This is a genomic window from Catenulispora sp. MAP12-49, assembly GCF_041262705.1.
Classification (GTDB): Bacteria; Actinomycetota; Actinomycetes; order Streptomycetales; family Catenulisporaceae; genus Catenulispora.
The window spans coordinates 235,037-260,982 of the sequence record NZ_JBGCCP010000005.1 but is presented as its reverse complement, the minus strand read 5'-3'; the positions used below and the strand labels follow the sequence as shown (position 1 = coordinate 260,982).

Annotated in this window: 16 protein-coding genes and 2 pseudogenes; 8 read left to right on the top strand and 10 right to left on the bottom strand. The window is 68.3% G+C overall.

Annotated features, from left to right (window positions below):
- The first annotated feature begins 31 nt into the window (after positions 1–31).
- The gene (locus tag ABIA35_RS13575) at positions 32–5,350 is read left to right on the top strand and encodes a carbohydrate-binding protein (protein WP_370358091.1); all 5,319 of its coding nucleotides are present in this window, start codon (positions 32–34) and stop codon (positions 5,348–5,350) included.
- 75 nt (positions 5,351–5,425) lie between these two features.
- On the opposite strand, the gene ABIA35_RS13570 is transcribed toward ABIA35_RS13575, so the two are convergent.
- On the bottom strand, positions 5,426–6,682 hold the full coding sequence (locus tag ABIA35_RS13570; RefSeq protein ID WP_370358090.1) for an alpha/beta hydrolase: 1,257 nt from the start codon (positions 6,680–6,682) through the stop codon (positions 5,426–5,428).
- A 117-nt stretch (positions 6,683–6,799) separates the two neighbouring features.
- Between ABIA35_RS13570 and ABIA35_RS13565 the strand changes: the two genes are divergently transcribed.
- Complete coding sequence (locus ABIA35_RS13565) at positions 6,800–7,258, top strand: MarR family transcriptional regulator (protein WP_370336861.1); 459 nt, start codon at positions 6,800–6,802, stop codon at positions 7,256–7,258.
- 70 nt (positions 7,259–7,328) lie between these two features.
- On the opposite strand, the gene ABIA35_RS13560 is transcribed toward ABIA35_RS13565, so the two are convergent.
- Complete coding sequence (locus ABIA35_RS13560) at positions 7,329–8,366, bottom strand: hypothetical protein (RefSeq protein WP_370358089.1); 1,038 nt, start codon at positions 8,364–8,366, stop codon at positions 7,329–7,331.
- A 428-nt stretch (positions 8,367–8,794) separates the two neighbouring features.
- Here ABIA35_RS13560 and ABIA35_RS13555 point away from each other — a divergent pair.
- The 3 genes and pseudogenes from ABIA35_RS13555 to ABIA35_RS13545 form a co-directional block, all read left to right on the top strand.
- Positions 8,795–8,940: pseudogene (locus ABIA35_RS13555) on the top strand (DUF255 domain-containing protein); the annotation flags it as partial.
- A 154-nt stretch (positions 8,941–9,094) separates the two neighbouring features.
- Entirely contained in the window at positions 9,095–11,071 is a 1,977-nt protein-coding gene (locus tag ABIA35_RS13550; protein ID WP_370336864.1) for a DNA/RNA helicase domain-containing protein, read from the top strand.
- Positions 11,072–11,233: 162 nt separating this feature from the next.
- A pseudogene (locus tag ABIA35_RS13545) lies at positions 11,234–11,398 on the top strand (DUF255 domain-containing protein); the annotation flags it as partial.
- Positions 11,399–11,461: 63 nt separating this feature from the next.
- Here the strand turns inward: ABIA35_RS13545 and ABIA35_RS13540 are convergent.
- From ABIA35_RS13540 to ABIA35_RS13515, 6 genes are all read right to left on the bottom strand, one after another.
- On the bottom strand, positions 11,462–12,640 hold the full coding sequence (locus ABIA35_RS13540; RefSeq protein WP_370336866.1) for a hypothetical protein: 1,179 nt from the start codon (positions 12,638–12,640) through the stop codon (positions 11,462–11,464).
- Positions 12,640–13,263 carry a hypothetical protein gene (locus ABIA35_RS13535; RefSeq protein ID WP_370358088.1) on the bottom strand — a complete coding sequence of 208 codons (624 nt, stop codon included), beginning with the start codon at positions 13,261–13,263 and terminating at the stop codon, positions 12,640–12,642. Before ABIA35_RS13535 ends, ABIA35_RS13540 begins: the two co-directional genes overlap by 1 nt.
- Positions 13,264–13,290: 27 nt before the next feature.
- The gene (locus ABIA35_RS13530; protein ID WP_370336869.1) at positions 13,291–14,562 is read right to left on the bottom strand and encodes an ATP-binding protein; all 1,272 of its coding nucleotides are present in this window, start codon (positions 14,560–14,562) and stop codon (positions 13,291–13,293) included.
- Positions 14,563–15,267: 705 nt separating this feature from the next.
- Positions 15,268–15,552 (bottom strand): hypothetical protein, encoded by a 285-nt coding sequence (locus ABIA35_RS13525; RefSeq protein ID WP_370336871.1) that lies wholly within the window; start codon positions 15,550–15,552, stop codon positions 15,268–15,270.
- Between the two features lie 89 nt (positions 15,553–15,641).
- Positions 15,642–20,162, bottom strand: coding sequence for a DUF6531 domain-containing protein (locus ABIA35_RS13520; protein WP_370358087.1), 4,521 nt, complete (start codon positions 20,160–20,162; stop codon positions 15,642–15,644).
- A 223-nt stretch (positions 20,163–20,385) separates the two neighbouring features.
- Positions 20,386–20,514 carry a hypothetical protein gene (locus ABIA35_RS13515; protein ID WP_370358086.1) on the bottom strand — a complete coding sequence of 43 codons (129 nt, stop codon included), beginning with the start codon at positions 20,512–20,514 and terminating at the stop codon, positions 20,386–20,388.
- Positions 20,515–20,596: 82 nt separating this feature from the next.
- Between ABIA35_RS13515 and ABIA35_RS13510 the strand changes: the two genes are divergently transcribed.
- A complete protein-coding gene (locus tag ABIA35_RS13510; RefSeq protein WP_370358085.1) occupies positions 20,597–22,741 on the top strand; it encodes a thioredoxin domain-containing protein in 2,145 nt (714 codons plus the stop codon).
- Here the strand turns inward: ABIA35_RS13510 and ABIA35_RS13505 are convergent.
- The gene (locus tag ABIA35_RS13505; protein WP_370358084.1) at positions 22,713–23,639 is read right to left on the bottom strand and encodes a hypothetical protein; all 927 of its coding nucleotides are present in this window, start codon (positions 23,637–23,639) and stop codon (positions 22,713–22,715) included. The two genes, ABIA35_RS13510 and ABIA35_RS13505, sit on opposite strands and share 29 nt — an antisense overlap.
- Positions 23,640–23,679: 40 nt before the next feature.
- Positions 23,680–24,180 carry a SigE family RNA polymerase sigma factor gene (locus ABIA35_RS13500; RefSeq protein WP_370336881.1) on the bottom strand — a complete coding sequence of 167 codons (501 nt, stop codon included), beginning with the start codon at positions 24,178–24,180 and terminating at the stop codon, positions 23,680–23,682.
- A 703-nt stretch (positions 24,181–24,883) separates the two neighbouring features.
- On the opposite strand from ABIA35_RS13500, the gene ABIA35_RS13495 reads away from it, so the two are divergent.
- Positions 24,884–25,429, top strand: coding sequence for a hypothetical protein (locus ABIA35_RS13495; RefSeq protein ID WP_370358083.1), 546 nt, complete (start codon positions 24,884–24,886; stop codon positions 25,427–25,429).
- A 128-nt stretch (positions 25,430–25,557) separates the two neighbouring features.
- Positions 25,558–25,932: a YbjQ family protein gene (locus ABIA35_RS13490; RefSeq protein ID WP_370336885.1), complete on the top strand. Its 375-nt coding sequence runs from the start codon at positions 25,558–25,560 to the stop codon at positions 25,930–25,932.
- Positions 25,933–25,946: the final 14 nt, after the last annotated feature.

Below are 25,946 nucleotides of genomic sequence, written 5' to 3'. Positions count from 1 at the left end.
CTGCGCCGACTTCTCTTTCTTGGAGCGCTCCATGGCCGTCCGGCCGCATGCTTTGCTCTCGACCGTCCTAGCGGTCGCGGGACTGGCTCTCAGCCTGACCCCGACCGCGTCCGCCGACCCGACCCACGACTCGCGCGACGCCGTCCTGCCGATCGTGTCCTACGACTTCGACAACGCCTCGGGTGCGACCGTCGCCGACCGCTCGGGCCACGGCAACGACGGCACCTGGACCGGCACCCCGGCCTACGCCCCCGGCGTGTCGGGCACGGCGCTGCACATCAGCGCCGGCAAGAACTTCCTGACGCTGCCCAAGGTGGCCGGCCAGACCGACGGCGCGGGCAGCTTCTCCTTCGAGACCTGGTGGTACGACACCACCTCGACGGCCGACGCCCCGCTGGTCGCGAACCAGAACTTCGCCTCCTGCGCCAACACCGGCTTCGCCTTCTACCACCTCAGCGGCACCTACCAGCAGCGCTCGTGCTTCGGCGTCGGCGGCACGCGGACCTACAGCACCACCCGCACCACCTCGATCCAGAACGGCTGGCACTACCTGGCCGTGGTCGAGGACGCCACCGCGCACACCTACAACTACTACGTGGACGGCGCTCTGTTCTCGTCCACGCCGACGATCTCCGGGACCACCGCCGCGAACTTCAACTCCGGCAACCCGATCCGCATCGGCCAGGACGGCACCGGCTCCTACAGCGCCGCCGACGACGCGCTCGTCGACGACTTCACCTACTACAACCAGGCCATCGGCGCCGACCAGATCGCCGCCGACTACGCCGCGACCAACCCGGCGACCCACTTCCCGGTGACCGTCACCGGCGACGGCCACGGTTCCGGGACGGCTTCGGTCCTGGCGCCCGCCGCCGGCGTGACCGACACGCTGACCGCGACGCCGGCCGCCGGCTACACGTTCAACACCTGGGTCCCGGTGACGCCGTCCACCCTGACGGTCGGCAGCGACGGCACCTTCACCGCGCCGGGCAGTCCGGTCACGGTCCAGGCCACGTTCACGCCGAACACCTACACCGTCGCCTACAACGGCGACGGCGCGGACGGCGGCTCGACGGCATCGCAGAAGATGACCTACGACCAGGCCGCGCCGCTGACCGCCAACGGTTTCACGTTCACGGGCAAGCAGTTCATCGGCTGGAGCACCACGCCGAGCGGCTCGCCGACCTACGCCGACCAGGCGAGCGTCAAGAACCTCACCGCTTCCGCCGGCGGAACCGTGACCCTCTACGCCCGGTGGGCGCCTGCGGGGTCCTTCCAGGTGACCGAGACCGGCGACAGCCACGTCGCGGTGAGTTCGACCTCTGATGCGACGGCCGGCTGGGTCGCCCCCGGATCCGCCGTCGCGCTGACCGCGACCCCCGCGACCGGCTATTCCTCGGCCTGGCAGGTCGTCTCCCCGGCCGGGCTGACGATCGCCGCCGACGGGACCTTCACGATGCCCTCCGGGAACGTGGTCCTCAAGGCCGCCTCGTCGGCGAATCAGTACTCTGTCGCCTTCGACGGCAACGGTGCCACCGCCGGGACGACCGGGTCGCAGCAGCTCACCTACGACCAGCCCGCCGCGCTCACCGCGAACGGCTTCAGCCGCACCGGCTACGGCTTCCTGGGCTGGGCGACCTCGCCGACCGGCAAGGTCGCGTATGCCGGCGGCCAGAATGTCAGCAACCTGATCTCGACGTCCGGCGGGACGGTCACCCTCTACGCGGTCTGGGGCCGCCTGCGTGCCGTCGGCGACACCGTCGCCCCGGTGGTCTCCTACGACTTCAGCACCGACAAGAACGGCGCCGTCACCGACAGCTCCGGCCAGGGCAACGACGGCGTGTGGAAGGGCACTGCGACGTACGGCAAGGGCTATGCGGGTCTGGCCGCGCACGTCAGCAGCGGGAGCAACTTCGTGCAGCTGCCGAAGGTGGCCGGCCTGACCGACGGCTCGGGCAGCTTCTCGTTCTCCACGTGGTGGGGCGAGTACGGCGAGACCTCCGACACGACGCTGGTGAGCAACCAGGACGCCAGTGCCTGCTACGACGCCGGGATCTCGCTCTACCACATCTCCGGTACCTCGACGACGCGTACTTGCTGGGGCCAGCCGGTCAACGTCACGCGTCAGTACTCTGCGACGAGCCCGACCGCGCTGCAGGGCGACTGGCACTACCTCACCGTGGTGGTCGACCGCTCGGCGCAGACGATGAGCTACTACATCGACGGCGCGCTGTTCACCACCTCCTCGGCGGGCCAGATCACCTCGGCGACGAACTTCAACTCCGGGCTGCCGTTCACGATCGGCCAGGACGGCACCGGCGCCTACCCGGCGTCCGTGGACGCGCTCGTCGACGACTTCGACTTCTACAACCAGGCGCTGACTCCGGCCCAGATCGCCAACGACTACACCGCCACCAAGCCCGCCGCGACCGCGCTGCCCGACGAGTCGACGGTCGACGTCCAGCCGCCGGTGTCGACCGTGGCCGCGGGCTTCGTCACCGACACCTTCCACGCGCCGCAGGTCCGGGTGAACGCGCCGGTCTCGCAGCCGCTGGCCGCGCTGTGGAACGGCAACGCCGTCACCTCGTACACGAAGACCGGCGGCGACTCCTGGCTCAGCGTCGACGCGCACGGCGTGGTGAGCGGCACGGCGCCGGGCACCGCGCCTCAGCACCCCGGCACGATCACGGTGCAGGCCACCGACGGGACCGTGACGTCCTCGATCACCGTCGAGGTCCCGGTCCTCGCCGCCGGCGACGCCCCGCAGCTGGCCACCGCGACCTGGAACCTGTGGGACGCCGGCACGCATGTGGACGACGCGCAGCTGAAGGATCTGACGGTCATCGCCTCCAACGGCCTGGACGTCATCGGGGTCCAGGAGGACGGCGGGACTGTCGCGCACCAGCTGGCGCAGGCGCTCGGCTGGTACGACTACGAGGGAGCCGGCGGTCTCGGGATCGTGTCGGCGTATCCGATCTCCATGTCGGGTGTCGTTGCCGCGACCACCGCCAGTCCCGCGATCGGTGTGACGGTCAACGTCGGCGGCCGGAACGTCCGGGTGTGGGACGCGGCGCTCGATGAGAGTGCCTATGGCCCGGAACAGGCTTGCGCCACAGCCGGAACGACCGCTTCGGCGATCGTGGCCGCGGAGCAGGCGAGCACGCGCTACGCGCAGGCCAAGGCGATCGCCGGTGCGATCGCTCCCGATGTCGCCGCGGCCGGTGCCACTCCGGTGTTGTTCCTCGGCGATCTCGCTTCCCCGTCGTCCGCTGACTGGACCGCTGCTACTGCCGCCTCGCATTGCGGGATCGGCGCTGTCACCTGGCCGGTGCCGGACGCGCTGAGGGGAGCGGGCCTGACGGACTCGTTCCGCGCGGCCAACCCCGACCCGGCGGCCGTCCCCGGGAACACCTGGTCGCCGATCGTGTCGACCAACCCGGCCACCGGTGCCACCGAGCCGCACGACCGGATCGACTACGTCGACTACGCCGGTGCTGACGTGCATGTGCTCGGCTCCAACACCCTGGTGGCCGGTTGGCCGTCGGCGACGAACGTCAACGCGAACGCGTGGACCAGCGACCACACCGCGGTCGTGACCGCCTTGACCCTGGGCAGCCCACTGCCCGCGACGCCGGCGCCGGTGGTCAGCGTCGCCAAGAACTCGTTGGCCTACCAGGCCGGTCACGGCCCCAGCACCGATGACTTGGCCGGCGCGATCGGTGCCACGTCGGACACCTCCGGCGCGAGCATCGCCGTGGACTCGAGCCACGTCGACTTCGGCGCGGTCGGGTACTACACCGTGCTGGTGACCGCGTCCCAGGGCGGCTACGTCTCCGATTCGGTGGCGGTGACCGTCCAGGTGGTGCCGGTCGTGACCATCACAGTGGCTCAGAACTCTGTCTCGGTCGCCGGTCCCGGCCTGACCCAGGCGGCGGTGCTCGACGGTCTGGTCGGCGCGCTCAATGTGCACGGCACGATCAACGCCGATCTGTCGCACGTCAACGCGGGTGTGGTCGGCAGCTACCCGGTGACCGTGACCGGCACCGACGACTACGGCTTCACGGCGACGGCTTCGGCGACGGTGGTCATCACGTCGCCCGACGCGCCGCCGGTCGTGACCACGGCGGTCACCCCCGGTGCGGCGGACGGCCAGAACGGTTGGTACGTCTCGGGTCCGACGATCGCGGCCGCCGCGACCGGCGACACCGCCGGCGCCGCGCCGAGCATCGAGTACCAGAGCGGCGACGGGAGCTGGACGCCGTACACCGCGCCGGTGGCGGTGCCGGACGGCGACTGGACGTATCAGTTCCGTGCGACGGACGGCGCGGGCGTGACGTCGGCCCCGGTCTCGGTGCCGGTGCGGGTCGACCGCGCCGCGCCGGCCACGACCGCGTCCTTCGCCCCCGGCGCGACCATCATCGCGCCGGTGACGGTGACCCTCACGGCCGCCGACGCCATCTCGGGCGTGGCCGGGACGCAGTACCAGATCGGGAGCGGCGCCTGGACGGCGTACACGCAGCCCTTCACGGTGACGCCGACCTTCGCCGACCAGACCGTCTCCTACCGGTCGACCGACGTGGCCGGCAACGTCGAGGCGACCGGCCACCTGGTGATCCCGGCCATCACCCCGATCCCGCCGACGATCACCACCACCGCCACCTCCCCGCAGTACGGCACGGCCGCGGTGGTGAAGGTGACGGTCAGCTCCCCGGGCCTGCCCGCCACCGGCACGATCACCCTCACCGAGGGAACCACCCCGCGCGGCACCGCCACCCTGGCGACCGACGGCACGGCCACCTTCACCCTGCCGCCCGGCCTGGCGGCCGGGACCCACGTCCTGTCGGCGGGCTACTCGGGCAGCAACCTGCTCACCCCGGAGTACCAGACCCTGACCGTGACGGTCACCCTGCCGCAGGCATGGAGTCCGTCAGCGGTCTACAACACCGGAGCGAAGGTCTCCTACCAGGGCAACGAGTACACGGCCTCCTACTACACGAAGAACGAGACCCCCGGCAGCCCCACCGGTGCCTGGCAGGAGATCATCCTGACCGAGGCCGGCACGGCGGTCTGGACGCCCTCGCGCATCTTCACCACCGGCGACCTGGCGGTGTACCAGGGCAAGACCTTCAAGGCGGGCTGGTACACCCGCAACCAGCAGCCCGGCGACCCCACCGGCCCCTGGCAGGAGCAGGCTCCGCCCGGGCCGAACGGAATCGCACCCTGGACGCCGACCACGATCTACAACAGCGGTGACCAGGTGACGTATCAGGGCACGGTCTACCGTGCGCAGTGGTGCACGCGGGACCAGGTTCCGGGGGCTGCTGGCGGCCCTTGGAAGAAGGTCGGGTAGGTGGCTTAGAACAACCATGAGTTCGGCCGGGTTCCGTTACGGAGCCCGGCCGAACTCTTTGGTGGACGTTCGCCCTCAGGCCTGGCGGGCTTCGGCTATCTGGGCCGGGACGGCTCCGAGCCACCACGTGGGATTGGCCGTGCCGTCAGTGGTGCGGCCGTCGGCGTGGACGTAGTGCCGCACGTCGCGGCCGGGCTCGCGGAACTCGCCGTCCAGGGCGCGGGCGATCCACTCCGCACCGAAGCGGAAGACTTCGGCGGCGACGCCTCCCAGCGGGTGGAATTCGCCCTCGTAGACCCGCATCTCCTTGGGCGCGCGGATCCGCTCGTAAGAGGCGAGGGCCTGCTCCAGCTGGGTCAGTTCGTCGAACTCGCCGATCCCGTACAGGACCGGGCATGCGATCTCCCGGACGAGCTCGCCGAGAGGCATGCGGGAGACCAGTTCGCGGTCGAAGGCCTCCTCGTTGGAGTAGCCCGCCATGTACATGTAGTTGTTCTTGAAGGTGGGCTGGGCGCGCTCGAAGATCGTGGCGAAGTCGCCGGTCACCGCTTCGAAGGCGGCCAGCGCGGCGAGCCGGCGGTCGGTGGCGGCGGCGCGCGAGCCCCAATAGCCGCTCATCGAGATCCCGAACATGCCGATCCGGTCCGGGTCGACCTGCGGCAGCGCGGCCAGGTGGTCGATGTAGCGGCTGATCGCCCGCTCGTAGTTGGCCAGATCCACGGTGAGCCCGCCGGCCCGGGTCTCGCCCTGCCCCGGACCTTCGATGGACAGCGCGACGATCCCCCTCGAGGTGTAGTACCGCTCGGCGGCGTAGATGTAGTCCTCCTTGATCATGTCCATCCCCGGCCCGAGGATCACTGCCGGCGCGCCTTGGACCTCCCCGGCCGGCAGGTGGAGCAGGCCGAAGATCTGGCCGCCCTCGAAGTCCAGCACCACCCGCCGCACCCGGCCGTCGCGCAGCGCGCCCAGGCGGTCCACACAGTGGTTCGCGTGCTCGCGGAAGGCCAGCTTGCGCGGGTCGGCGGCATCGAAGATCGAATACTGGGCCCGCCCCCACATCACGGCAGCGCGCACGTACAGGTCGGCCGCGGTCTGAGCGAAACCACCCCGCTCATGGTGGGCGGCGCGCGCCTCGGTCTGCCCGGCCACGGTGGCCCACGCCTTGGGCAGCATGGCCCCGCTCCGCACCAGGTCGAAGACCTTGTCGAAGTCGGTGTGGTCGTGGCCGAGCTGCTCCAGCGTCCCCTTCGCCTGCGGGTGCAGCGCGTCGAAACCGCCCTGGGCGAGAGCGATGTCCAGGGCCCAGGTCTGTCCGGTCGAGCGAATGGTCATGACGGATGTCCTCTCGGGATCGGTACCCGGCGAAAGTGCCTAAGTACTTAATCATTAAGTACTTAGGCTAAGCTCGGTGTCAACTCGCCCTCGATCCGCACCCCTGAGGTCCACCCCATGCCCAAGCCGCAACCCGCCGCCGCCCGCGATCAAGCACTCGATCACCTTGCCCGCGCCGCCTACAGCCTCAGCGCCGCCGACTCCCGCCTGCGCGGCCGCGCCACTCGCACCCCCGGGGCCCTCTCGCTCACCCACGCGCGAGCCCTCCGGGCCCTCGCCGAGGCCGGCCCGCAGTCGATCAGCCAACTGGCCGCGGCCACCGAGACCACCGGAGCCGCGACCACCCAACTGGTCAACGGCCTCGTCGCAGCCGACTACGTCACGCGCGAACGCACCCCGGGCGACAAGAGATCAGTCCTCGTCACCCTCACCGCCGCAGGCCGGCACCGCCACAACGAACGCCAGGCGCTCCTCACCCAGGCACTGGACACCGCGCTCGCCGACCACGACGCGGCCGCGTTGAACAGCGCGACCGATGTGCTGCGGACGCTGGCCGCCATCTACGACGAACTCTGATGAGAAGCAGGCCGCACGCGCGACGGCTTTTCGCCGTCACGCATGCGGCCCTTTGGTCCCGGCCGGCGTCTCAGGAGATGCCGATGACGTTCAAGGTCGGTGTGGACGACGAAGGCGTCGACGGGGTCGAGACGGCGAACAACTCGGACCCGGACTGGTTCCAGGCCAGCCCGTAGACGCCGGAGCCGCTGACTTGGTACGTGCCGGTCGGGTTCGAGGTGCCGGGCTGGAACAGGTAGACCGACGGGCTCGCGTCGGCCACGCCGATGGCGATGGCGCCGTTCGCGGGAGCAACGGCTACGGAGTTCGGGTACGCGCCGGTCTGGTAGGTGGCGTTCTCGGTCATGCCGTTGAGCGTGAGCTCGCTGCCGTGGTAGGGCCAGCCGCACGCCGTGACGACGCCGGCGCCGTCAGCGGTGACGGCCAACTGCGAGAGGTTCTCGCACCCGTCCGACTGCGACCAGGGGTTGGACTTCGCCAGGGGCACCGGCGCACCGGTCGAGACGTCGAAGGACTCGACGACCGACGGGCTCATCCCGCTGTCGCCGGCGACGAGGACATTCGGCGCGCTGGGCGAAGCGGCGAGAACGGGGGCGTTGTAGAACGTCGACTCGGCGGTCGTGGCGACGGTAAGTGCCGCGGGATCGAGCACCCCGATCCCGGACTGGCCCGAAGCGCCGTAGCTGAACCAGATGTCGTGGCCGACAACGGCCAGATGCCGCGCATCATGGCCGGTCCCGGTGAAATAGAGGGCCACCTCCTGCAACGTGGAGGTGTTGACCGCCGCGATCTCGTCAGTCCCGCCGATCGCGGCGTAGAGGATCCCGTCCCCCTGCGACAGCGCCAGCGCGGTCGCCCCGTCGAGCGAGGAGAGCGTACTGACCGGCTGGCCGGCGAAGTCGGCGACCGCGACCGGATCGGCCCCGGCCCCGGAGACGAAGACCTGGTGATGGGCGGAGTCGGCGACGATGGAGGAGAACCCGGTCAACGGGAGCGCGACGGCGCTCGTCGGACCGCTGGCGGCCACGGCCGGGCCGGCCAACGCGGTGAAGAGGATGGCCGCAGTGGCGGCGCTGAGGGCTCCTGCGGACTTGAATCGCATACCCAAGACAGACTCGATACCTTCCGTGCGAGTGGCGCGTTCGCCGTGCCACCCACGGCCGGATCCGACCCGAGCGGCGGCGGCGTGACGCTTCGACCTGTCCTTGCGAATCCACGCTATTCGCAGTGGTCTGATATGGCGAAGGGTTTTTCGAAGGTGCGTTCGAGCCGCCACGGCCTTGGGCGTATCGGCCGGCGCGTACGTGGCTTCGACGGCGGGCGTCTCCATGTCACCGTGTCGCTGCTTGGCGATGAACGTGGTCAGGCGCTGGCGTACGAACGGAGACAGTGCCACTGCTCTTGTCCGGCGGCCGAGGCCCAGCCACTTTCCGGCGACTGCGCCGTCGGCGATCACCAGCGTGCCGCGCGGAGTGAGCGCTCTGCGCAGCCGCGACAAGCTGCTGTCGCCGCCGCTGTCCAGGATGAGGCCGGAGATTGCCGTCGGACTACCTCCTCCAGCGCGCCGATAACCCCGTGGATCGGTATCAATGGGGCGACGAGGCATTCGCGGAGCGCGCCGTCGGGATGTGCCGCTCCTGATCTCCATCGGGTACGCCGCGTGCCACTGGTGCCAGTTGATCCCCTAAGTACACAAGGCCTTCTTGCTGGAAATTCGCGGTAGGCGGCCGCGTCGTTGTAACGCGACGCGCCGTGGATCCCATTCTCGATTGTCCCGCCTGGCCCGGTCATGTCATGCTTAGCGCTCAGAATTCGTCCAGGCCCGGGGGATATCGCGTGGCGTCGAAGAAGCGCAAGCCAAAGAATGTCTGGAAGCCCGTCGAAGCATTCTGGACCGCGGAGCGACTGGTCAGAGACTCCGCGCTGATCATCCCGGAGATCGAGCGCCGTTACCGCGAAGCCCATCCTTACGGTGAAGGCCCGGACGACGCCGACGTGCGCTCGTGGCGCGTCAGCGTCTACGAGGCGGCGAACGTCCTTGTGGCCAATGGGCTCGGCGGCGTTTACATGTTCATCGAGTACCGTGTTCAGCCGGATATGGCGCCGATCGATGTCGTATTGGCCGGACGTCATCCGAACGGGATGCTCAGCTACGCCGCCATCGAACTGAAGCAGTGGAGTGCGGTCGGGCCTCCTGACGGGACGAATCCGATCGGGATCAAATCCTGCGTGCACTGCGACCTGCTCGGGGCCGGTCGGCTTTGCAGGACCTGCGCTGTGGCATGGGTGTGGGCACCCGGCTACAACAAACACAAAAAGCATCCCTCGGCGCAGGCATATGACAACCTTCTGAACTTGCGCCGATATCACAGCATGTTCGACGACCGGTACGTGAATCTCGTTGCCGCGGCATATCTCCATAATCTGCGGGACGAACACGCTGTGAAGACAGTGATCGGAGTCCGTCCCAATCCCGGTGTGAACGTGCCGGTCTTCACCGGACGCGATCCGAACGGATTGCGCAACTTCATCACGGAGCATTTCGCCGCCGAGCCAGGAGCTGAAGCTGCTGAGGCGCTTCTCAAGGGCCGGCGGTCGGCGGGGCGGATCAGCGACGACTTGGGCGAGATCGTCGCGGGCATGGCGTCCTTCGGTTTGGTGGAACAGCAGGCAAAGGCTGTCGATGCCGTCATGGCGGAGGTCATGACCGCTGAGCCGCGGAGCCGGAAGAGGGTTTTTGTCATCGAAGGCCGTCCAGGGACTGGAAAGAGCCTGGTGGCGCTTACCCTGCTGGGCCGAGCGAACGTGTCGGTGCCGCCGGTTGACGCGCGCTACGTGTCCGGAGGTGTCTCCTCACGCGAGACGTTCAAGCGCGCGTCGTCGCCTTACCGCGGCGCGTTCATCCCGCTGATCCAGGTGGCCGACTGGGAGGAGGACGAGGTCGACATGATCCTGTGCGATGAGGCGCATCGTCTGTCGGCACGTCCGAAGACAGGGTCGTTCGCCATGCGCAAGGGACCGGAATCCTCAGTGGAGATCGCAGTCCGGGCCGCACGTGTCCCGGTCTTCTTCATCGACGGGGATCAGCGCCTGTTCGGTGACGAGGTGTGGACGCCCGCCAGGCTCAAAGAGGAGATTCTCAATCTCGGCGCGGAGATCGTGCCGTTCACCCTGGACCGGGTCCTGCGATCGATGGGTAGCGCCACCTACGACACCTGGCTTCGGCATCTCCTTTACGGCAAGCCGATCGTCTGGCGACGCGACGCCGACAAGACGCCCGAGCCGTTCGAGCTCTATTACGCCGAGTCTCCGCACGAGATGGAGAAGTTCCTCGAGTCGAAGCTCAAAGAAGGACGAACAGCCCGGATGACCGCAGGCATCTGTTGGGACTGGCTCGATGACACCGGGACGGTACCCGAGGTCAAACTGCCCGGTGGCTGGGCCCGTCCCTGGAACCCGGGCGACAATCCGAAAACTGCGGGAGTACCGAAGCGTCACTTCTGGGCCACTGACCAAGGCGGCTTCGCGCAGATTGGTTGTGTCCACACCGCCCAAGGACTCGAGTACGAGTGGGGTGGCGTGATCATCGGACCCGACCTGACTCGGGACGGCGACCAGTGGCTTGTCCATCGCGAGCACGTGCTGAACAAGGCCAACCGGATCACCGATGACGCCGAACTCCATCGGGCTGTTCGCAACGCTTACGGTGTCCTCATGACGCGGTCTTTGCGCGGCACGGTTCTCTACTCAGTCGACCCGGAGACCAGAGAATTGTTCGCTGCTCTCGGCGTTGAACGGGTGCCACGAGTGTGACTCCTCGGGGTCGGGTTCGCCATGCTCCCTGCGGGCTTCTAGTCGACAACCCACGAACATGCTCAGCGAGGTCGTCACCGGGATCTTCGAGCTGGACCAACCATGCGTTCTGTCTGGTGTCTTGGTCAGGAGATCGGTGGAGTGCCGTGCAAGGATGAGGATATGAACCGGCTCGCCAGCGCCACCTCCCCCTACCTCCTCCAGCACGCCGACAACCCCGTGGATTGGTATCAGTGGGGCGACGAGGCGTTCGCGGAGGCGCGCCGTCGGGACGTCCCGCTGCTGATCTCCATCGGGTACGCCGCCTGCCACTGGTGCCAACCGATGCGCTAAGTACATTAGTCGCGAAATGCATCGTTCGGCCTGGTCAGACCCTAGTCCGCCACGAGTTCACGGCAAGTTGGCGGCGTCCAGCCGTTCGATGAGGTTCGGTTTGCGGTGATGAGTCGAGCGCAGATCCGCGAGCCTTTCAGTGAACTGTGCGGATCGACCGCGGCGGCGACTGATCTCGGCGAGATCGATGAGCAATCGGACAGCGGCGTCGTATGAGTTCGGCTTCTTCGCTGCGATGAGGTCCGCGACGTCGGCCCACGGGCGTTCGCCCCGGTCCGCGAGCATGGCGAGTCGACTTTCACGTTGGCGCTGCGCCTCCTGTTCGCGCAGTTCTCGCTGGCGCTCCAGTTCCCGCTGCTGCTCCGCTTCGCGAATCTCGGCCTGGGAAGCTGCCGCCGCCATGAGTGACGACATCTTGCGTCGAAGTGTGGAGGGCTTGGGAGCGCGTGGTTGAAGGCTCCGCAGGACTTCTTTGCGGGCACGAGTGTGGTCGTCGGACAACAAGCGTCGAAGGGCGTCGTCCTTCTGCTTCTTGGTGAGCCCGCTGATCCAGGAGTCCAGGGCGGCGTCCTGATCGGCGGCAGGCTTATCAACTATCGGGGCCGATGCCTCTGCTGCGGCCTTCAGCAGGTCTTGATCCACGCGAAGGAAGTCTGCCAACGCACGCTGGGGCGCTGTCAGCTGCGCGAGGCCCGCCGGAACAGGTGGCTCGATGCCGTAGTCGTCTTCCTGAGCGCCATCTGACAGGTCGTCCTTGTATTCGTCCAAGATGTAGGAGACGCCGGCCAGCCAGGCTAGATAGAGCGGACGCAGATCACCAGCGCACAGTTCGTTCCGTATGCTGGCGAATAGCCCGAGTGAGCCGGGGATTTCGTACCCCCAGTCGTCGCCGCTCTCGTCCTGGCTTTGGAACTCCAGCACGATGTTCTTCCCACTACGGCGAGCGCTGAAGGTTCCGTCGTTGCAGTACTCGGCTGCGGTATCCAGGTCGAGCCAGGACAGCGGCAGACGTAGCATCAGGATCCGCGTGCCCCAGTTCGCGAAGTACAGGTGCGCGTCGTAGTAGAGGTCCATCAGTCCCGAGGGGTCTCCTCGGAAGTCGCCCCATTGGTACTCGTTGACGAACCGGGTCCGGGTGATCTCCGCCCGCGTCGACAACGCCCGCACTTGCTCGTACTCGTCGTCGGTTAGAGGCCTGTCCAGAGTGAGAAACTCGTAGTACTGATACTCGCTCATCAGTTGTCCTCCAGTGAGCGAGTGGTCGATGCCGAAGCGTCGAGCAGATCGAGAAATCCGTCGACCGCCTGCCACAGATGATCCTCCGGGTACCGGCCATCGCGACTATGCGAACGCCTCCAGGCGATATCGTCCCAGCGGTCACGGACTACGCGAAGGTGCGCCGTCGACAACTTGAGTTCGCGGGAGATCTGTTCGGCTGCGACGTCGTCATCGGCATCCGCGAGTCGGAAGGGCTCAGCGCGCCGTTCGGCCAGAGCGTCGAGCGCGGGCGTCTGGACTCCGTCCTCACGCGACCAGATGAGCATGGGCCTGCGGATCTCATGGTTGGCCACCGGCCACTCCGCCGACCGCCACCGCCTCAGGACCGGCGCCTTGTCCAGCCTGAGCATGTGAGCCAGCGAGGTGCAGCCCAGCGGCTCGACACCCCAGGGAAGCTCCGCGACGGGTAGTCCCACCACGAGAACGACGTTCACGTCGTCGAGATCCTCACCGGGATGATCGAGCACGGGCCCGAAGGCGTATACGGCGAAAAGCCCGTCCTCGCCGGTAAGGAACGAGCTGGCCTTGTCGCAATCCTCGGCGATGGTGCGCAGCCGTCGAACGGCGGTGTTGTGGCGCATGGCGAACCTCCTGGAACAAGCATGCAACTAACTCAGCGACCAAAAGCGTTCGAGTGGAAGAACGTGCAGGCGGTCCTCGTAGGTGTACGACCGCTGGCCGAGATTGACGACCGCCCCGCCGACGAAGGCGCTGCCGAGCCTGTCCCGTAGCAGCCGCAGTCCAGCGAAGTCGTTTCCGGTTACGGTGCCGGACGCCTTGACTTCGATTGCGGCCACGGAGCCTGCGGCGGTCTCGATGACAAGGTCGACTTCCTGGTGGTCACGCGTGCGGAAATGGGAGAACGCGACCTCCTGCTCCGCCCACCCTGCTTGCTTCATCAGTTCGTTCACAGCGAATGTCTCAACGAGGTGGCCGAACTGGGTCAGGGCCGCGGGCAGCCGACCCGACAGCTTCTGCGAGGTGAGACCGATGAGATGAGCGGCGAGTCCCGTGTCGACGACATGGGCCTTCGCGCTACGGATCGCGCGGTTCGCGGCTGAGCGAGTGAACGGTTCTAGGCGGTGGATGAGGAAGACAGCCTCCAAGAGCCCCAGGTAGTCCTTGACTGTCGTGGCATCCAGCCCCACGGCATCGGCGATGTTCGCGACGTTGATCACTTGTCCGGTTTGGTCTGCGAGCCTGCGCAGAATCTGAGGAAGTACCTGGCGTTGGCGGACCTTGCGGATCTCCAGGACGTCCCGCTCGATGACCAGCGTCACGAAATCGCGGAACCAGCGGTCGCGAGAGCGTCCAGGGTCGCGGGCCAGTGCGAGCGGGAATCCGCCGGCGAGAATGACCTGCTCGTAGTCACTGCGCGTGGTTGTGGCGGGATCGCTGACGACGAGCGAGGCGGGATCGTTGATCAGGGCGTCGAGGGCGGTTTCCCTGACTCCTGTGATCTCGCCTTGGGACAGCGGCCACATGGTGACGACGTGGGCTCGGCCGGTCAGCGACTGACCCGTGGCGGGGAGGGATCCGTACCGGGTGGATCCGGTCAGTATGAACCGTCCCGCGCGCAGGTCTTTGTTCAGCTCGGCCTTAATGGCGTCGAGAAGCTGCGGGACGTGCTGGAACTCGTCGATGCAGACCGGGGCCGGTCGGTCGGCCGCGACGAACAACTCGGGATCCGCGGCGACAGCCCGCCTGGTCGGGAGATCGTCGAGATCCAGGATCTGCACCCCTTCGGCTTCGGCGCAGGCGGCCAGGAGCGTGCTCTTGCCGACGGTGCGTGCCCCGGTCAGAACCACCACCGGTTCGTCGGCAAGCAATTCCGCAAGGACGGGCTGAAGCTGACGGGCGATCAGTCGCTGCTCGGCCACGGTGCTCCTCGGATCGGTGATCTGCGGGTCCCAAGCTAGCACTTTCGCGGCCACCAAATCCCAGAACTGCCGAAACAAATTTCCCAGAATTGTCGGACGTCCGATCTTCCGAACTGTCGCGACCGTGCCAGTGGTCGGCTGCTGCTCGGCACGTCATGGCCCAGGAGTCGGCAGGTCGCCGTCGGTCGGAGGCGCGCCAGTCGTCCGCTCCGGTTCTGCCAGCGCGGCGTCCTCGACGAGGTGCTCGCCGGGCTCGGCCTGGCCCGCCGCGTCGTGGCCACCGCGCCGTCGGAGGCCGCCGCGTCGTGGCCACCGCGCCGTCGGAGGCCGCCGCGCGTCGCGCAGACGCTGTCGTGAGCGCGGACCTGCCCGCGCCGGAAGGCGGCGGTCCGTCGGTGATGGTCACCTCGGGTGCCGGCGGATGCGGCCAGGCCGGGCAGAAGATGGTCTTACGGGCATCGCCCATTCGGGCCAGGCTCTGGGCTGGCGCGCCCGCCATCCCGCGCTGGCCGAGAGGATCCGCCACCATCGTCACGCCGGCCTCGACCGTCGGACTGGACGCCTCACTGCCCTGTTCTCCCGCAGCCGATCATCGCGGCTGCGCCGGCCTCGTCAGGACGCCGGAGGCGAGGCGTTCGCAGTGTACGCTCTCGCCGGTATCGGCGTCCTGACTCGCGCGGTTCCTCAAGCTCCTGGCCGCCGCGATCAGCCCTCCGGAGGTTGCGAGATCTTTTCGACCTTGCCGAGCAGCCCCTGCGCGAGCTCGATGAAATTCTCCCGATAATAGCCGGTTCGGACGTTGAAGGACTCCTCTGAGCCGAAGCATTCGGGGACGGTCTTCAACATCTGATAAAGCAACCGGATTTCCGAGAGCGTCACAGGTGTCGGCTCCTCCGTGTCGAGGCGCCTCCCGGTCTCGACCACCGTTCGGCGGGGCGCCCCGAACATCACCTCCACGACGGGGTCGGGAGCCGGCAGGTCCTCGACCACGTCGGTGGCGTACCTGACGGCTCCACGTTGGGGCGTGGTCAGCGTCAGGATGAAGCGCCCGTCCTCGGCGACCAGCTTTACGGACCCTCTCACAGCGTTGTGTACCTCGGATTCCCGTTCTTCGTCGTCGCGGTGTTGAACTTGTCGGGATCGTATTTGAAGCCGTGGATCTTGTCGGCCGTCTCGACGATCAGCACGTTCTTCTGGGAGTCGAAAGCGACATTGGAACCGCGGACATGATCGTAGTGGGTCATCTTGCCCTGCCACGACTGGAAGTAGTCGGCGAGCCCCTGCGGGTCGTGGCCGATTCCCGGGATCTCGTGGTCCGCCGAGCCGCTCGTCCCGTCGTGCATCCGCTTGATCTGGTAGTCGACGCCCTCGGCGACCTCGTCGTTGTGCGAGATCCGCATCGCCTCGTAGTCGTCGTCGGTCAGGCCGCCGTACTCGGTGTCGCGCCCCTTGCACATGAGGCCGAGCGGGTCGATCCAGACCAGCGGGTTGGACACGTAGGAGCGGTCGTTGGGCGCCGGGGTCAGACCGAGGGGGTCCGCGGTGAGGTACGAGGCGGTGTCCGGGTCGTAGTAGCGGTGCACGTTGTAGTGCAGGCCGGTCTCCCCGTCGTGGTACTGGCCCGGGAAACGCAGCGGACAGTCGACGTCCGGTTCCGCGGAGACGGCGATGGTGCGGCCCCACAAGCTCGCCGTGGTGTGCCACGCGATCCGGCCGTCCGGGGTGACCAGTTCCGTGGGCGCGCCGGCCAGGTCGGTGATGATGGCGTGGAACACCTCGTCGACCCGCTGCTGGTCGGCGTCCTTCGCCCACGATCGCCGGGTCTGCGCGGCGGGCTGGAACGTCCCCGGGTCATAGTCCCAGGTCAAGGCCGTGACGGCGCCGTCCGGCCCGACGGCGTGCTGCTCCGCCAGCCGCATGCCGTCCCAGACGAAGCTGATCCACTCGGCGACCGAGCCGTCCGCCGCGATCCGCGCCTTGGCCGTCCGGCGTCCCATCGGGTCGTAGACGTAGCGCCACGTCGTGCCGTCCGGCAGTGTCACGCGGGCCAGGTGGTCCTCGGTGTCCCAGGAGTACGTCCAGACCTTGCGCTGCCCGGAAAGGGTCCGGCGCGTGGACTTGACGAGCCGTCCCGCGTCATCGTGCTCGTAACTGGTACGGCCCGCGCGGCGGATCAGGGTCCTGTCGGTCTCGCGGGCGCCCGAGGCGTCGTCGCCGCCGGGCAGGACGGACTGGGTCAGGTTGCCGAACGCGTCGTAGGCGTATGACTCGCTCCAGGACGCGCCGTCCACGGACGTGACCCGGCCGAGTTCGTCCGAGCCGAAGCGCCGGATGCCGCGCAGCGTGTCCGTGATCTCCGACGGCATGCCGTCCGACCGGTACGCGTAGTGCCTGCCGACGACCAGCCGTCCGGCCTGCTCCGGGCTCGCGCCGCCCGGCCCGGCGAGCGTGTGCGGCCGGTCGCCGGACCACACCTGCTGGGTGGCCAGCCGCCCGGCGGCGTCGAAGTCACGGAGCAGCCACGTGTCCGGGCCCAGTGCCCGCGCGATCTCCCGGCCGGCGGCGTCGCGGTCGAAGGCCAGCCGTCCGGCGCTCGTGGCGAGTTCCGCGGCCCGTCCGGCGGCGTCGAAGGACCAGGTGGAGACCACGCCGGTGGGCGTCGTCCGGCGCACCCGGCGGCCCGCGCGGTCGTACTCGTTGGTGAGCGTGCGGCCGTCCACGGTCTCGGACAGGATGCGGCCGTCGGCGCCGCGGGTGATCGTGACCGCGGAATCGCGCCCGGAGGCGGCGATCAGGTTGCCGGACAGGTCGTACTGGTAGGCGGACTCCTCGCCGGCGGTGCGCCGGCGGAGGAGACGTCCGGCCCAGTCCCGTTCGAAGAACATCTCGTGCCCGGACCCCGTGGTCTTGCGGACCAGCCGTCCGGCAGCGTCGTGGGTGAAGTCCAGGGTGCGTCCGATGAAGTCGGTCTCGGACACCAGGCGTCCTGCCGCGTCGTACGTGTACTGCCATCGGGCGTCGGCCGGGTTGGTCACCGAGACCAGGTTGAGCTCGGTGTCGTAGGCGAAGACGTAGCGGGCCCCGTTCGGGTCGGTCCGGGCGAGGACCTTGCCGAACGGCCCGGGCTCGAAGCCGGTGGTCTCGCCCAGCGGGTCTGAGTACGAGACCAGGCAGTTCTCCGGGTCGTAGCGCCACTCCTGCCGCGCCCCGTCCGGACCGACCTGCCACGCGGGCAGTCCGTCCACGGTCCAGCCAGTCGTGGTCCGGCCTTGGAGGGCGTCGGTGACCGCGACGATCCGGCCGAAGGCGTCACGCTCGGCTTCGATCGTCCCGCCGAGCGGGTCGGTGATCGCCAGCGGCAGCCCTGCCACGTCGCAGTCGAAGCGGACGGTGTGGCCGAGAGCGTCGATCACGGCCAGTCGCGCGCCGTTCCCGGCGTAGCGGTAGACCGTCTCCGCGCCGAGCGGATCGGTGACCGTCACCAGGTTCCCGCGGAGGTCGTACTCCCGGCTCCATATGGCGCCACCCGGCTCGGTGATGGCGGTGGCGAGCCCGAGATCGTTGTAGGCGATCGCGACGGAGGTCCCGTCGGGGTTGCGGACCTCCACGACGTTGCCGCGGTCGTCGCGTCGGTAGTCGGTGGTGTTCCCGAGCGGGTCCGTGCAGGACAGGATCCGGCCCAGGCGGTCGTGCCGCAGCGAGGTGGTGTTGCCGAACGGATCCGTGACGGTCGTCAGGTGGCCTTCGTCGTCGTACTGGTAGACGGACCTCGCGCCCCGGGAGTCGGTGAAGGTGGTGGTGTTGTTCGGCTCGTCGTAGACGAAAGCACCGGACATGAAGCCGTGGTCGCCAGTCGTCCGCACCACTCGGCCGAGAGTGTCGTACTCGTACGTGTAGCGGTAGCCGACGCGGTCGGCCCAGGAGGTGATGCGGTCGGCTTCGTCGTAGCCGTAGCGGTAGGGGAGGCCGGAGTCGTTGATGACGCCGGTGAGGCGGCCCTGGTCGTCGTAGGAGAAGCGGCGGATCAGGGTACTGCCGCCGTCGGCGTCAGTGCCGCCGGCCCCGTCGGCACGGTCCAGCAGCCGGATCGCGGTCACCCGTGTTCCGGAGGGGGTGGCCGCGGTCTCGATGGCGACGCGATATCCCCCCGAGTGCTCGACGGTCGTGGGTGTGCCGTTCTCGTCGCGCAGGAAGTCGATCCGGTTGCCGTTGCGGTCCGATATCGCGGTCAGGTCGCGGATCTCACCGACGTCGTCGCGGTAATGGACGACGGCGAAATGCCGCGTGTGGCCGCTGCGGGGTTCCGTGATCCGGATCTCGTCGGTCTGCCGGTCCCACACCAGCGGCCAACGGCTGCCGCGTGCGGGAAGTACTTCCTCTTCCGCTGCGGGTATCGCATAGTCCACAAGCTGGGCGTCGTCGCCGGCGAAATGGATACCGGCTCCGTTGATCGATAGCCTTTGATCCAGGGTCGAGGCCCAGCCGGGCCCGAACAGACGGCCGGTTTCGTATGCGGAGTTGTAAGCGCGGTTCAGGAACAAGGGGAGGACGCCGGGCAGGGCCAGATCCGTCTCTTCGGTGAGCATCCAGCCGGAGACGACGTCGACCGGGTCGGTCAGGCAGACTCCCTCCTTGTTCCCCCGGGCGCCGAGCTTCTCCATGAGCTTGCCGCCGTACTTGTCCATCAGCTTGCCGCCGACTTTCTCGACCGCCTTGCCACCGACGAACTGCAGCCCGACCATGCCGACGCCCATGAGGGCGTCGCCCCAGTGGCCCTGCATGGCGTCGCCGGCGATCTTCATGCCGGTGCCGATCATCGCGATGAGGTTGTCGGCCTCGGCCAGGCCGGCGGTGATGACGTCCACGCCGGGGATCCAGGAGGTCGCCAGGGCCAGCACGTCCAGGAACGGCGCGAGTTCGTTGGCGATGTCGGCGATCTTGCCGCCCCACTCGGACAGATCCTCGGCGACGTGGTCCCACCAGGACTTGTTGTGGATGCCGTCGCCTTGGGCTTTACCCAAGGCGCTCTGGCAGGTCTTGGCGGCGTTGATGCGGTCGTTGTAGGCGTCGTTGGCCTGCTTGGTCAACGCCGCCATCTTCGCCTTGGCGTTGTTCAGGTTGGTCTGCGCGGTGTCATGCGCGGTCTGCGCATCCGTCACAGCCTGCTGATTCGGGGTGGCGGCCTGGTTCTGCCGCGCTGTCTTCAGATCCGTTGCCGCGGTGTTGGCGGTGGTCGTCGCGCGCTGCAGATCGGCGTGCGCGTCCTGGGCCTGGCGCAGTGCCGTGTCGGCTTTGGTCTGCGCCGCCTGCAACGCCGGCCAGTACGCCGACAAGGCATCCGAGGCTTCGGAGTACGACGTGTACAGCTTCTGAAGCCGCCCCGGCAGCGGACCGTACTGGTCCTTGAACGCGTCAGCCGTCTTACCGATCCACTGCATCGCCGTAGCGTCGGACCCGAACGAGTTCAGATTGTGGTACGCGGCCTCGACGTCGTGCGAGAAGTCCCCGAACTGCTTCGCCAACGCCTGCACTGACTCGACGACACCCGGAGTCGGATCCCCATCCAACCCCAGAACGTCCCAGCCTGTCGGACGCGCCATAGTCCTTGACCTCCCCCGTTTGATCTGCCAACCCCGTGTTGTGGCAGAGCAGAGATCGATATTACAAAGCCGTTGAGCGCTAGGAAACCCGATGGGCAGCGCGCGGCGCCCACCAAGCCCAGGCTTGGCGACATGGCACCTGACGCGGGACGCGACCGGGGAAGCCGACCGTGCGGCGCAAACATGCCGCCTGCCAGCGGTGCCATCCGATGCGCTGAGTACATCAGTGGCCAGCTGCGGCCTTCGGCCGCCTTCTGCTGTGAGCCCTGATCCACGATTTCAGGGCCACGTTCTCGTCGATGGCGGCCTCGGCGATGGTGCGCAGCCGCCGGACGGCGGTGTTGTGGTCCATGGCTGACCTCCTGGACCGAGCAAGCAGGCTATTTGGTGTCTTGGTCAGGAGATCGAGACAATGCCATGCAAGGATGGAGCATATGAACCGGCTCGCGACCGCCACCTCTCCCTACCTCCTCCAGCACGCCGACAACCCCGTCGACTGGTACCCCTGGGGCGACGAGGCGTTCGCGGAGGCGCGGCGCCGGGACGTCCCGCTCCTGATCTCCATCGGGTACGCCGCGTGTCACTGGTGTCATGTCATGGCGCACGAGAGCTTCGAGGACGAGGCTGTCGCCGCGCTCATGAACGAGAAGTACGTCTGCGTGAAGGTCGATCGGGAGGAGCGGCCTGATGTGGATGCCGTCTATATGGCGGCTACGCAGGCCATGAGTGGGGGTGGCGGGTGGCCGATGACGGTCTTCGCCACGCCTGATGGGAAGCCCTTTCAGGCCGGTACTTACTACCCGCCGGTGTCTCGGCATGGGTTGCCGTCGTTTCGGCAGTTGCTGATCGCGGTGGATCGGGCTTGGGGGGACATTCGGGAGGATGTGCTGCGGGCGGGGGATGGGTTGGTTGCGGAGTTGGCGCACAATGCGCGGGTTGTGGCTGGTGCGGAGGGGGTGCCGGACGCTGGGGCTTTGGCCGTTGCTGTTGACGTGGTGCGGCGGGAGTTCGATGCGGAGCGGGGTGGGTTCGGGGGTGCGCCGAAGTTTCCGCCGTCCATGACGCTGGAGCAGTTGCTGCGGCATCATGCTCGGACCGGGGATGGCGGGGCGCTGGACATGGTGCGGCGGACGTGCGAGGCGATGGCGCGCGGCGGGATGTACGACCAGCTCGGTGGCGGGTTCGCGCGGTACTCCGTCGATGACGCGTGGGTTGTTCCGCACTTCGAGAAGATGTTGTACGACAATGCTTTGCTGCTTCGTGTCTACCTCCACCTGTGGCGCGCCACGGGGGATGCGCTCGCGCTGCGCGTCGGCAACGAGACAGCCGACTGGATGCTGCGGGAGCTGTGGCTGGACGGTGCCGGCGGGTTCGCCTCGTCGCTGGACGCCGACACCGATGGCGTCGAGGGCAAGTTCTACGCCTGGGCCGCCGATCAGCTCGAAGCTGTCCTCGGTTCTGAGGACGCCGCCTGGGCCGCCACCGTGTTCGCGGTGACGCCCGAGGGCACCTTTGAGCACGGCCAGTCCGTCCTCCAGCTCTTGCAGGACCCTGATGAGGCCGACGCCGAGCGCTTTCAGAGCGTCCGGACCCGCCTGTTCGAAGCCCGACGCGACCAGCGCACCGCTCCCGGCCGTGACGACAAGGCAGTGGCGGCGTGGAACGGCCTCGCGGTGGCGGCGCTGGCCGAGGCCGGTGCGCTGACCGGGCGTCCGGAGCTCGTGGCCGCCGCGCGTCAGACCGCTGAGATGCTGGAGCGCGTCCACTGGGACGACAAGACCTCGCGCTTGACGCGCACCTCGCGCGACGGCGTGGCCGGGGCGCAGAATCCGGGCGTCCTGGAGGACTATGCCGACGTCGCCGAGGGCCTGCTGGCGCTCTATGCGGTCACCGGCGAACCGCGCTGGTTCGGGTTCGCGGGCCGGCTGCTGGATGTCGTCCTGGACGAGTTCCGCGACGAGTCAGGCCTCTTCTATGACACCGCCGGTGACGCCGAGACCCTGATCTTCCGGCCGGCCGATCCCACCGACAACGCCACGCCCGGCGGCACTTCCGCTGCGGCCGGCGCGCTGCTCACCTACGCCGCACTCACCGGTTCGGGGCGTCATCGCGAGGCCGCGGAGCAGGCGCTGCACTTCACCGGCGCCCTGGCGGAGAAGGCGCCGAGGTTCGCGGGCTGGGGGCTGGCGGTCGCCGAGGCGCTGGCGGACGGGCCGCGCGAAGTGGCGATCGTCGGCGAGTGGCAGGCAGGCGGCGAACCGGATGCCGGCGGTGGATCGGAGACAGCCGGCGGGTCGGAGGCAGGCGGTGGCGCCGGAAGTTCGGAGGCGTTCCGCGAGCTCCATCTGACGGCCCTGCGCAGCAACGCCCCCGGCCTCGTCATCGCCGTGACCCCGCCGACCGCCCCCGATGACGGAACCCCCGGAACGCCCGGAACCCCCGGAACCCCCGAGACCCTCCCCGAACTGCTCAGCGACCGGCCCACCATCAACGGTGAGCCGGCCGCCTACGTCTGCCGGGGCTTCGTGTGTCAGGCCCCTACGACGCAGGTTACCGTCCTGACGTCTGAGTTGGGCTAGAAGGGCTGCCGGAGCCCGAGCTGCCGGCCGCGCCGCCGACGGTCTTCTTCTGCAGGTCCGTCCCGTTGCCGGCGCCCGGCACCGACTTGGCGTTCGGCGCCGGCTTGGCCAGCACCGAGGCGATCGCCTTGTCCCACACCGGGGACTGCACCACCTGGGTCGCCTGGTCCACGGTCAGGGCGGGCTTGGAGGCGGTGGTGGCGCCCTTCTCCGTGGCCTCGTTGAGGGCCTGGATGTCGACCATGGTGCCGTCGTTGCGGTACCAGGAGACCTCGAGGCGCTTGGCCGACGGGTCGCCGTTGCCGGCCGGCCACTCCGGGCCGTCGAAGACCATCAGGTGCGAGCCGTCGTTCAGCGTCGACACGGTGACGTACGGAACCTTGCCGCCGATGTGCTGGAGGCTCCACGGGGAGCGCGCGATGTTCAGCGAGATGCTGCCGGTGCCGGCGGAGTAGTCGAGCTGGAGCGTGGCGAAGGGGCCGGCCAGCTCGTCCGTCCCCGCCTTGTACAGGACCTTCTCGTTGGTGAAGTTGTACGGCTGCAGCGCCTGCTCCAGCCAGGTCACCATGTCCGGGCCGCTCACCGCGGCCGCGGTCGGCTTGCCCGGGCCGGGGGCGGCCTCGGTGCTGGCGTTCTGCGGCTGCGAGGACTGCACGGCCGCGGCCGGCTGACCGGCCGCCGCCGAGACGCCCGCCGAGCCGCCGTGGCCCGGGGCGCCGACCATCGCCACCACGCCGAAGACCGCGGTCACGCTGGCCGCGGCGCCGGCGATCTGCGAGATGCGGCGGGTGCGGCGCTTGCGGACACCTCGCTCGATGCCGCCGGTGGTGAGCTTGCCGATGTTCGGGTGCAGGTTCTCGGTCGCGCTGTGCATAGCGCTGCTGAGGTTTTCGGGCATGTCAGCTTCCTTCTTCATCGGATCCACAGGGTGGAGGTGTTCAGGTGAGGGCGAGTTCCGGAAGCAGATCCCCGAGTGCTCCGCGCAGCCGGGCCAGGGCCCGGTTGGTGCGGGTGCGTACCGCGCCCGAGCTGGCGCCCATGATGTGCGCCACCTCCTCGACACTGCGGTCCTCCCAGAACCGCAAGACCAGGACGGCGCGGTCCTTGGCCGGCAGGGCCGCCAGGCCCTCCAGCAAGGTCACGCGCAGGGACGTGTCCGCCTCGTGGAACGCAGCCTCGGGCAGCGTGGAGGAGGGCAGCTCCCGCGAGCTGCGCTTCCTGCGCGCCGAGATGAACGTCCGCGTCAGCACCGTCTGCGCATAGGCGTCGGGGTTCTCGATGCGCCGCTTGCGCCCCCAGACCGCGTACACCTTGCCCAGCGTCTCCTGGACGAGGTCCTCGGCCTGATGCCAGTCGCCGCTCATCAGATACGCGGTCCGGAACAGGTGCGGGGTCCGCGCTGAAGCGAACTCCAAGAACTCTTCATCGTGCTTCGCCATGGCCACCGCGCTTCCCTTGTCGAACATTCCACCCGTACCGACGCGGGGTCCGGTGCCCGTGTTACAGGTGCGGTGCCGGCCGGCGGCCGCGGTGAGTGGATCCAGGGGTGAGCGTACGTCGTAGGGCGAAAGCCGTAGCCACTTCGGTGCGCATTTCTACGTCGCCTGACGGATCAGGCTTCTGCCGCCGCGCGCCTACATTGGAGCCCGGCGCCGGACAGGCAGGCCGGAGCCGATGAACGCGTTCAGAACGATGCCGCAAGACCACTCATGCCGTGCGGTACCGGGGTGTGGCCCGGTTCGGTTCGGCACAGCGCGACGGCGCGACGGGTGGGGACGATGGGGACGGTGCGACGTCCGCCGCGTCGACAAATCGGCACCTCGATAAATCGGCACTTCGACGGTCACAGAGAGAACTTCGAGAACTTCACAAGAGGGACGGTCGCTGAGGAGAAGTCTTCGCGCGAGGGTCAACGGCGTCACGTTGTGTGGACGTGAACCGGTACCCGCGCTGGCTCGTGAAAGGACTGGGGATTGCGGTGAACCGCGCGCGGTGAGCGCGCACTGATCGACACAGGTCTCGCAGACCTCCCTGGGGGGACCAGGGGGACAGGGCCGGGCGTTCGCTGATGGCGAACGTCCGGCCCTCTTTCATGGGCCGATCGACCTGTCGTAGTTGTTGTAATCATGTAATCGTAGATACATGGCTACACATGAAGAGCTGATCGAGAAGACACGAGGATGGTTCACGGGACGGCTGCCGGAAGACCTGTTCGAGGGTGCGCCGGAGGTCACGGTCGACCGTGAGGAGATCACGGTGGTCGGGCGGATACCGGAGCCCGCATATGCCGAACGCGCCTCGGAGGCCGAGAAGGCCGCCACCATCGAGGGCAAGATGAAGGAGTTCCGGGAGCGCACGCGCGAGGCGCGGATGGCCGTGGCCCGGGACGCGGAGCACAAGTTCGGGCGCAAGGTCTCCTGGGGCGTGCGGTGCGGGGACCAGGGGCGTCTGTTCACGCACCTGTCCGTGCCGGTGATGACCCGGCTCAAGCAGCCCGAGCGCGCGTTGCTGGACACGCTGGTGGACGGCGGCGTCGCGCGCAGCAGGAGCGAGGCGCTGGCCTGGTGCGTGCGCCTGGTGGAGAAGCACGCCGGCGACTGGGTCGGCGACCTCCGGGACGCGATGCGCAAGGTGGAAGAGGTCCGGGAAGCCGGGCCGGACCGTGAAGGCGGCGCTGCCGAGGCGTAGCGCGGCACGGTTCGCTGGAAGGCGGCGTCGCATGGGGTGCGGCGCCGCCCTTCAGCGTCACAAAGGCCGCGCTAACCCGTTCGCTCGTCCGGCGCGCCGATCGCAGGGCCGTTGCTCAAGCTGGTGGTATGAGCAGCGACTACAGCGGCGGCCAGGATCCTGCGAACAGCGTGATGGTGAGCACGATGAACGACCTCCCGGGGTTCCGCATCGAACGCGTGCTGGGCGAGTGCTTCGGGCTGACGGTCCGTTCCCGCAACGTCGGCAGCTCGTTCGGGTCGGCCATGAAGTCGCTGAAGGGCGGCGAGCTGAAGGGACAGACGAAGATGCTCGTCGACAGCCGGATGGAGGCGATGAGACGGCTGACCGAGGAGGCCACGCGCCGGGGCGGGAACGCCGTGCTGGCGATGAGGTTCGAGACCTCGCCCGGCGATCTCGGTACTGAGATCTGCGCTTACGGCACCGCTTGTGTGGCGACGCCGCTGGACCAGACGCAGAACTAGCTGGACCAGAGGCA

Coding starts and splice junctions, on each gene's coding strand:
- ABIA35_RS13515 (WP_370358086.1), bottom strand. CDS start 20,514: ATGGACCACAACACCGCCGTCCGGCGGCTGCGCACCATCGCCGAGGCC.
- ABIA35_RS13505 (WP_370358084.1), bottom strand. CDS start 23,639: ATGCCCGAAAACCTCAGCAGCGCTATGCACAGCGCGACCGAGAACCTG.
- ABIA35_RS13570 (WP_370358090.1), bottom strand. CDS start 6,682: ATGACCATTCGCTCGACCGGACAGACCTGGGCCCTGGACATCGCTCTC.
- ABIA35_RS13510 (WP_370358085.1), top strand. CDS start 20,597: ATGAACCGGCTCGCGACCGCCACCTCTCCCTACCTCCTCCAGCACGCC.
- ABIA35_RS13540 (WP_370336866.1), bottom strand. CDS start 12,640: ATGAGCGAGTATCAGTACTACGAGTTTCTCACTCTGGACAGGCCTCTA.
- ABIA35_RS13535 (WP_370358088.1), bottom strand. CDS start 13,263: ATGCGCCACAACACCGCCGTTCGACGGCTGCGCACCATCGCCGAGGAT.
- ABIA35_RS13520 (WP_370358087.1), bottom strand. CDS start 20,162: ATGGCGCGTCCGACAGGCTGGGACGTTCTGGGGTTGGATGGGGATCCG.
- ABIA35_RS13500 (WP_370336881.1), bottom strand. CDS start 24,180: ATGGCGAAGCACGATGAAGAGTTCTTGGAGTTCGCTTCAGCGCGGACC.
- ABIA35_RS13575 (WP_370358091.1), top strand. CDS start 32: ATGGCCGTCCGGCCGCATGCTTTGCTCTCGACCGTCCTAGCGGTCGCG.
- ABIA35_RS13565 (WP_370336861.1), top strand. CDS start 6,800: ATGCCCAAGCCGCAACCCGCCGCCGCCCGCGATCAAGCACTCGATCAC.
- ABIA35_RS13490 (WP_370336885.1), top strand. CDS start 25,558: ATGAGCAGCGACTACAGCGGCGGCCAGGATCCTGCGAACAGCGTGATG.
- ABIA35_RS13495 (WP_370358083.1), top strand. CDS start 24,884: ATGGCTACACATGAAGAGCTGATCGAGAAGACACGAGGATGGTTCACG.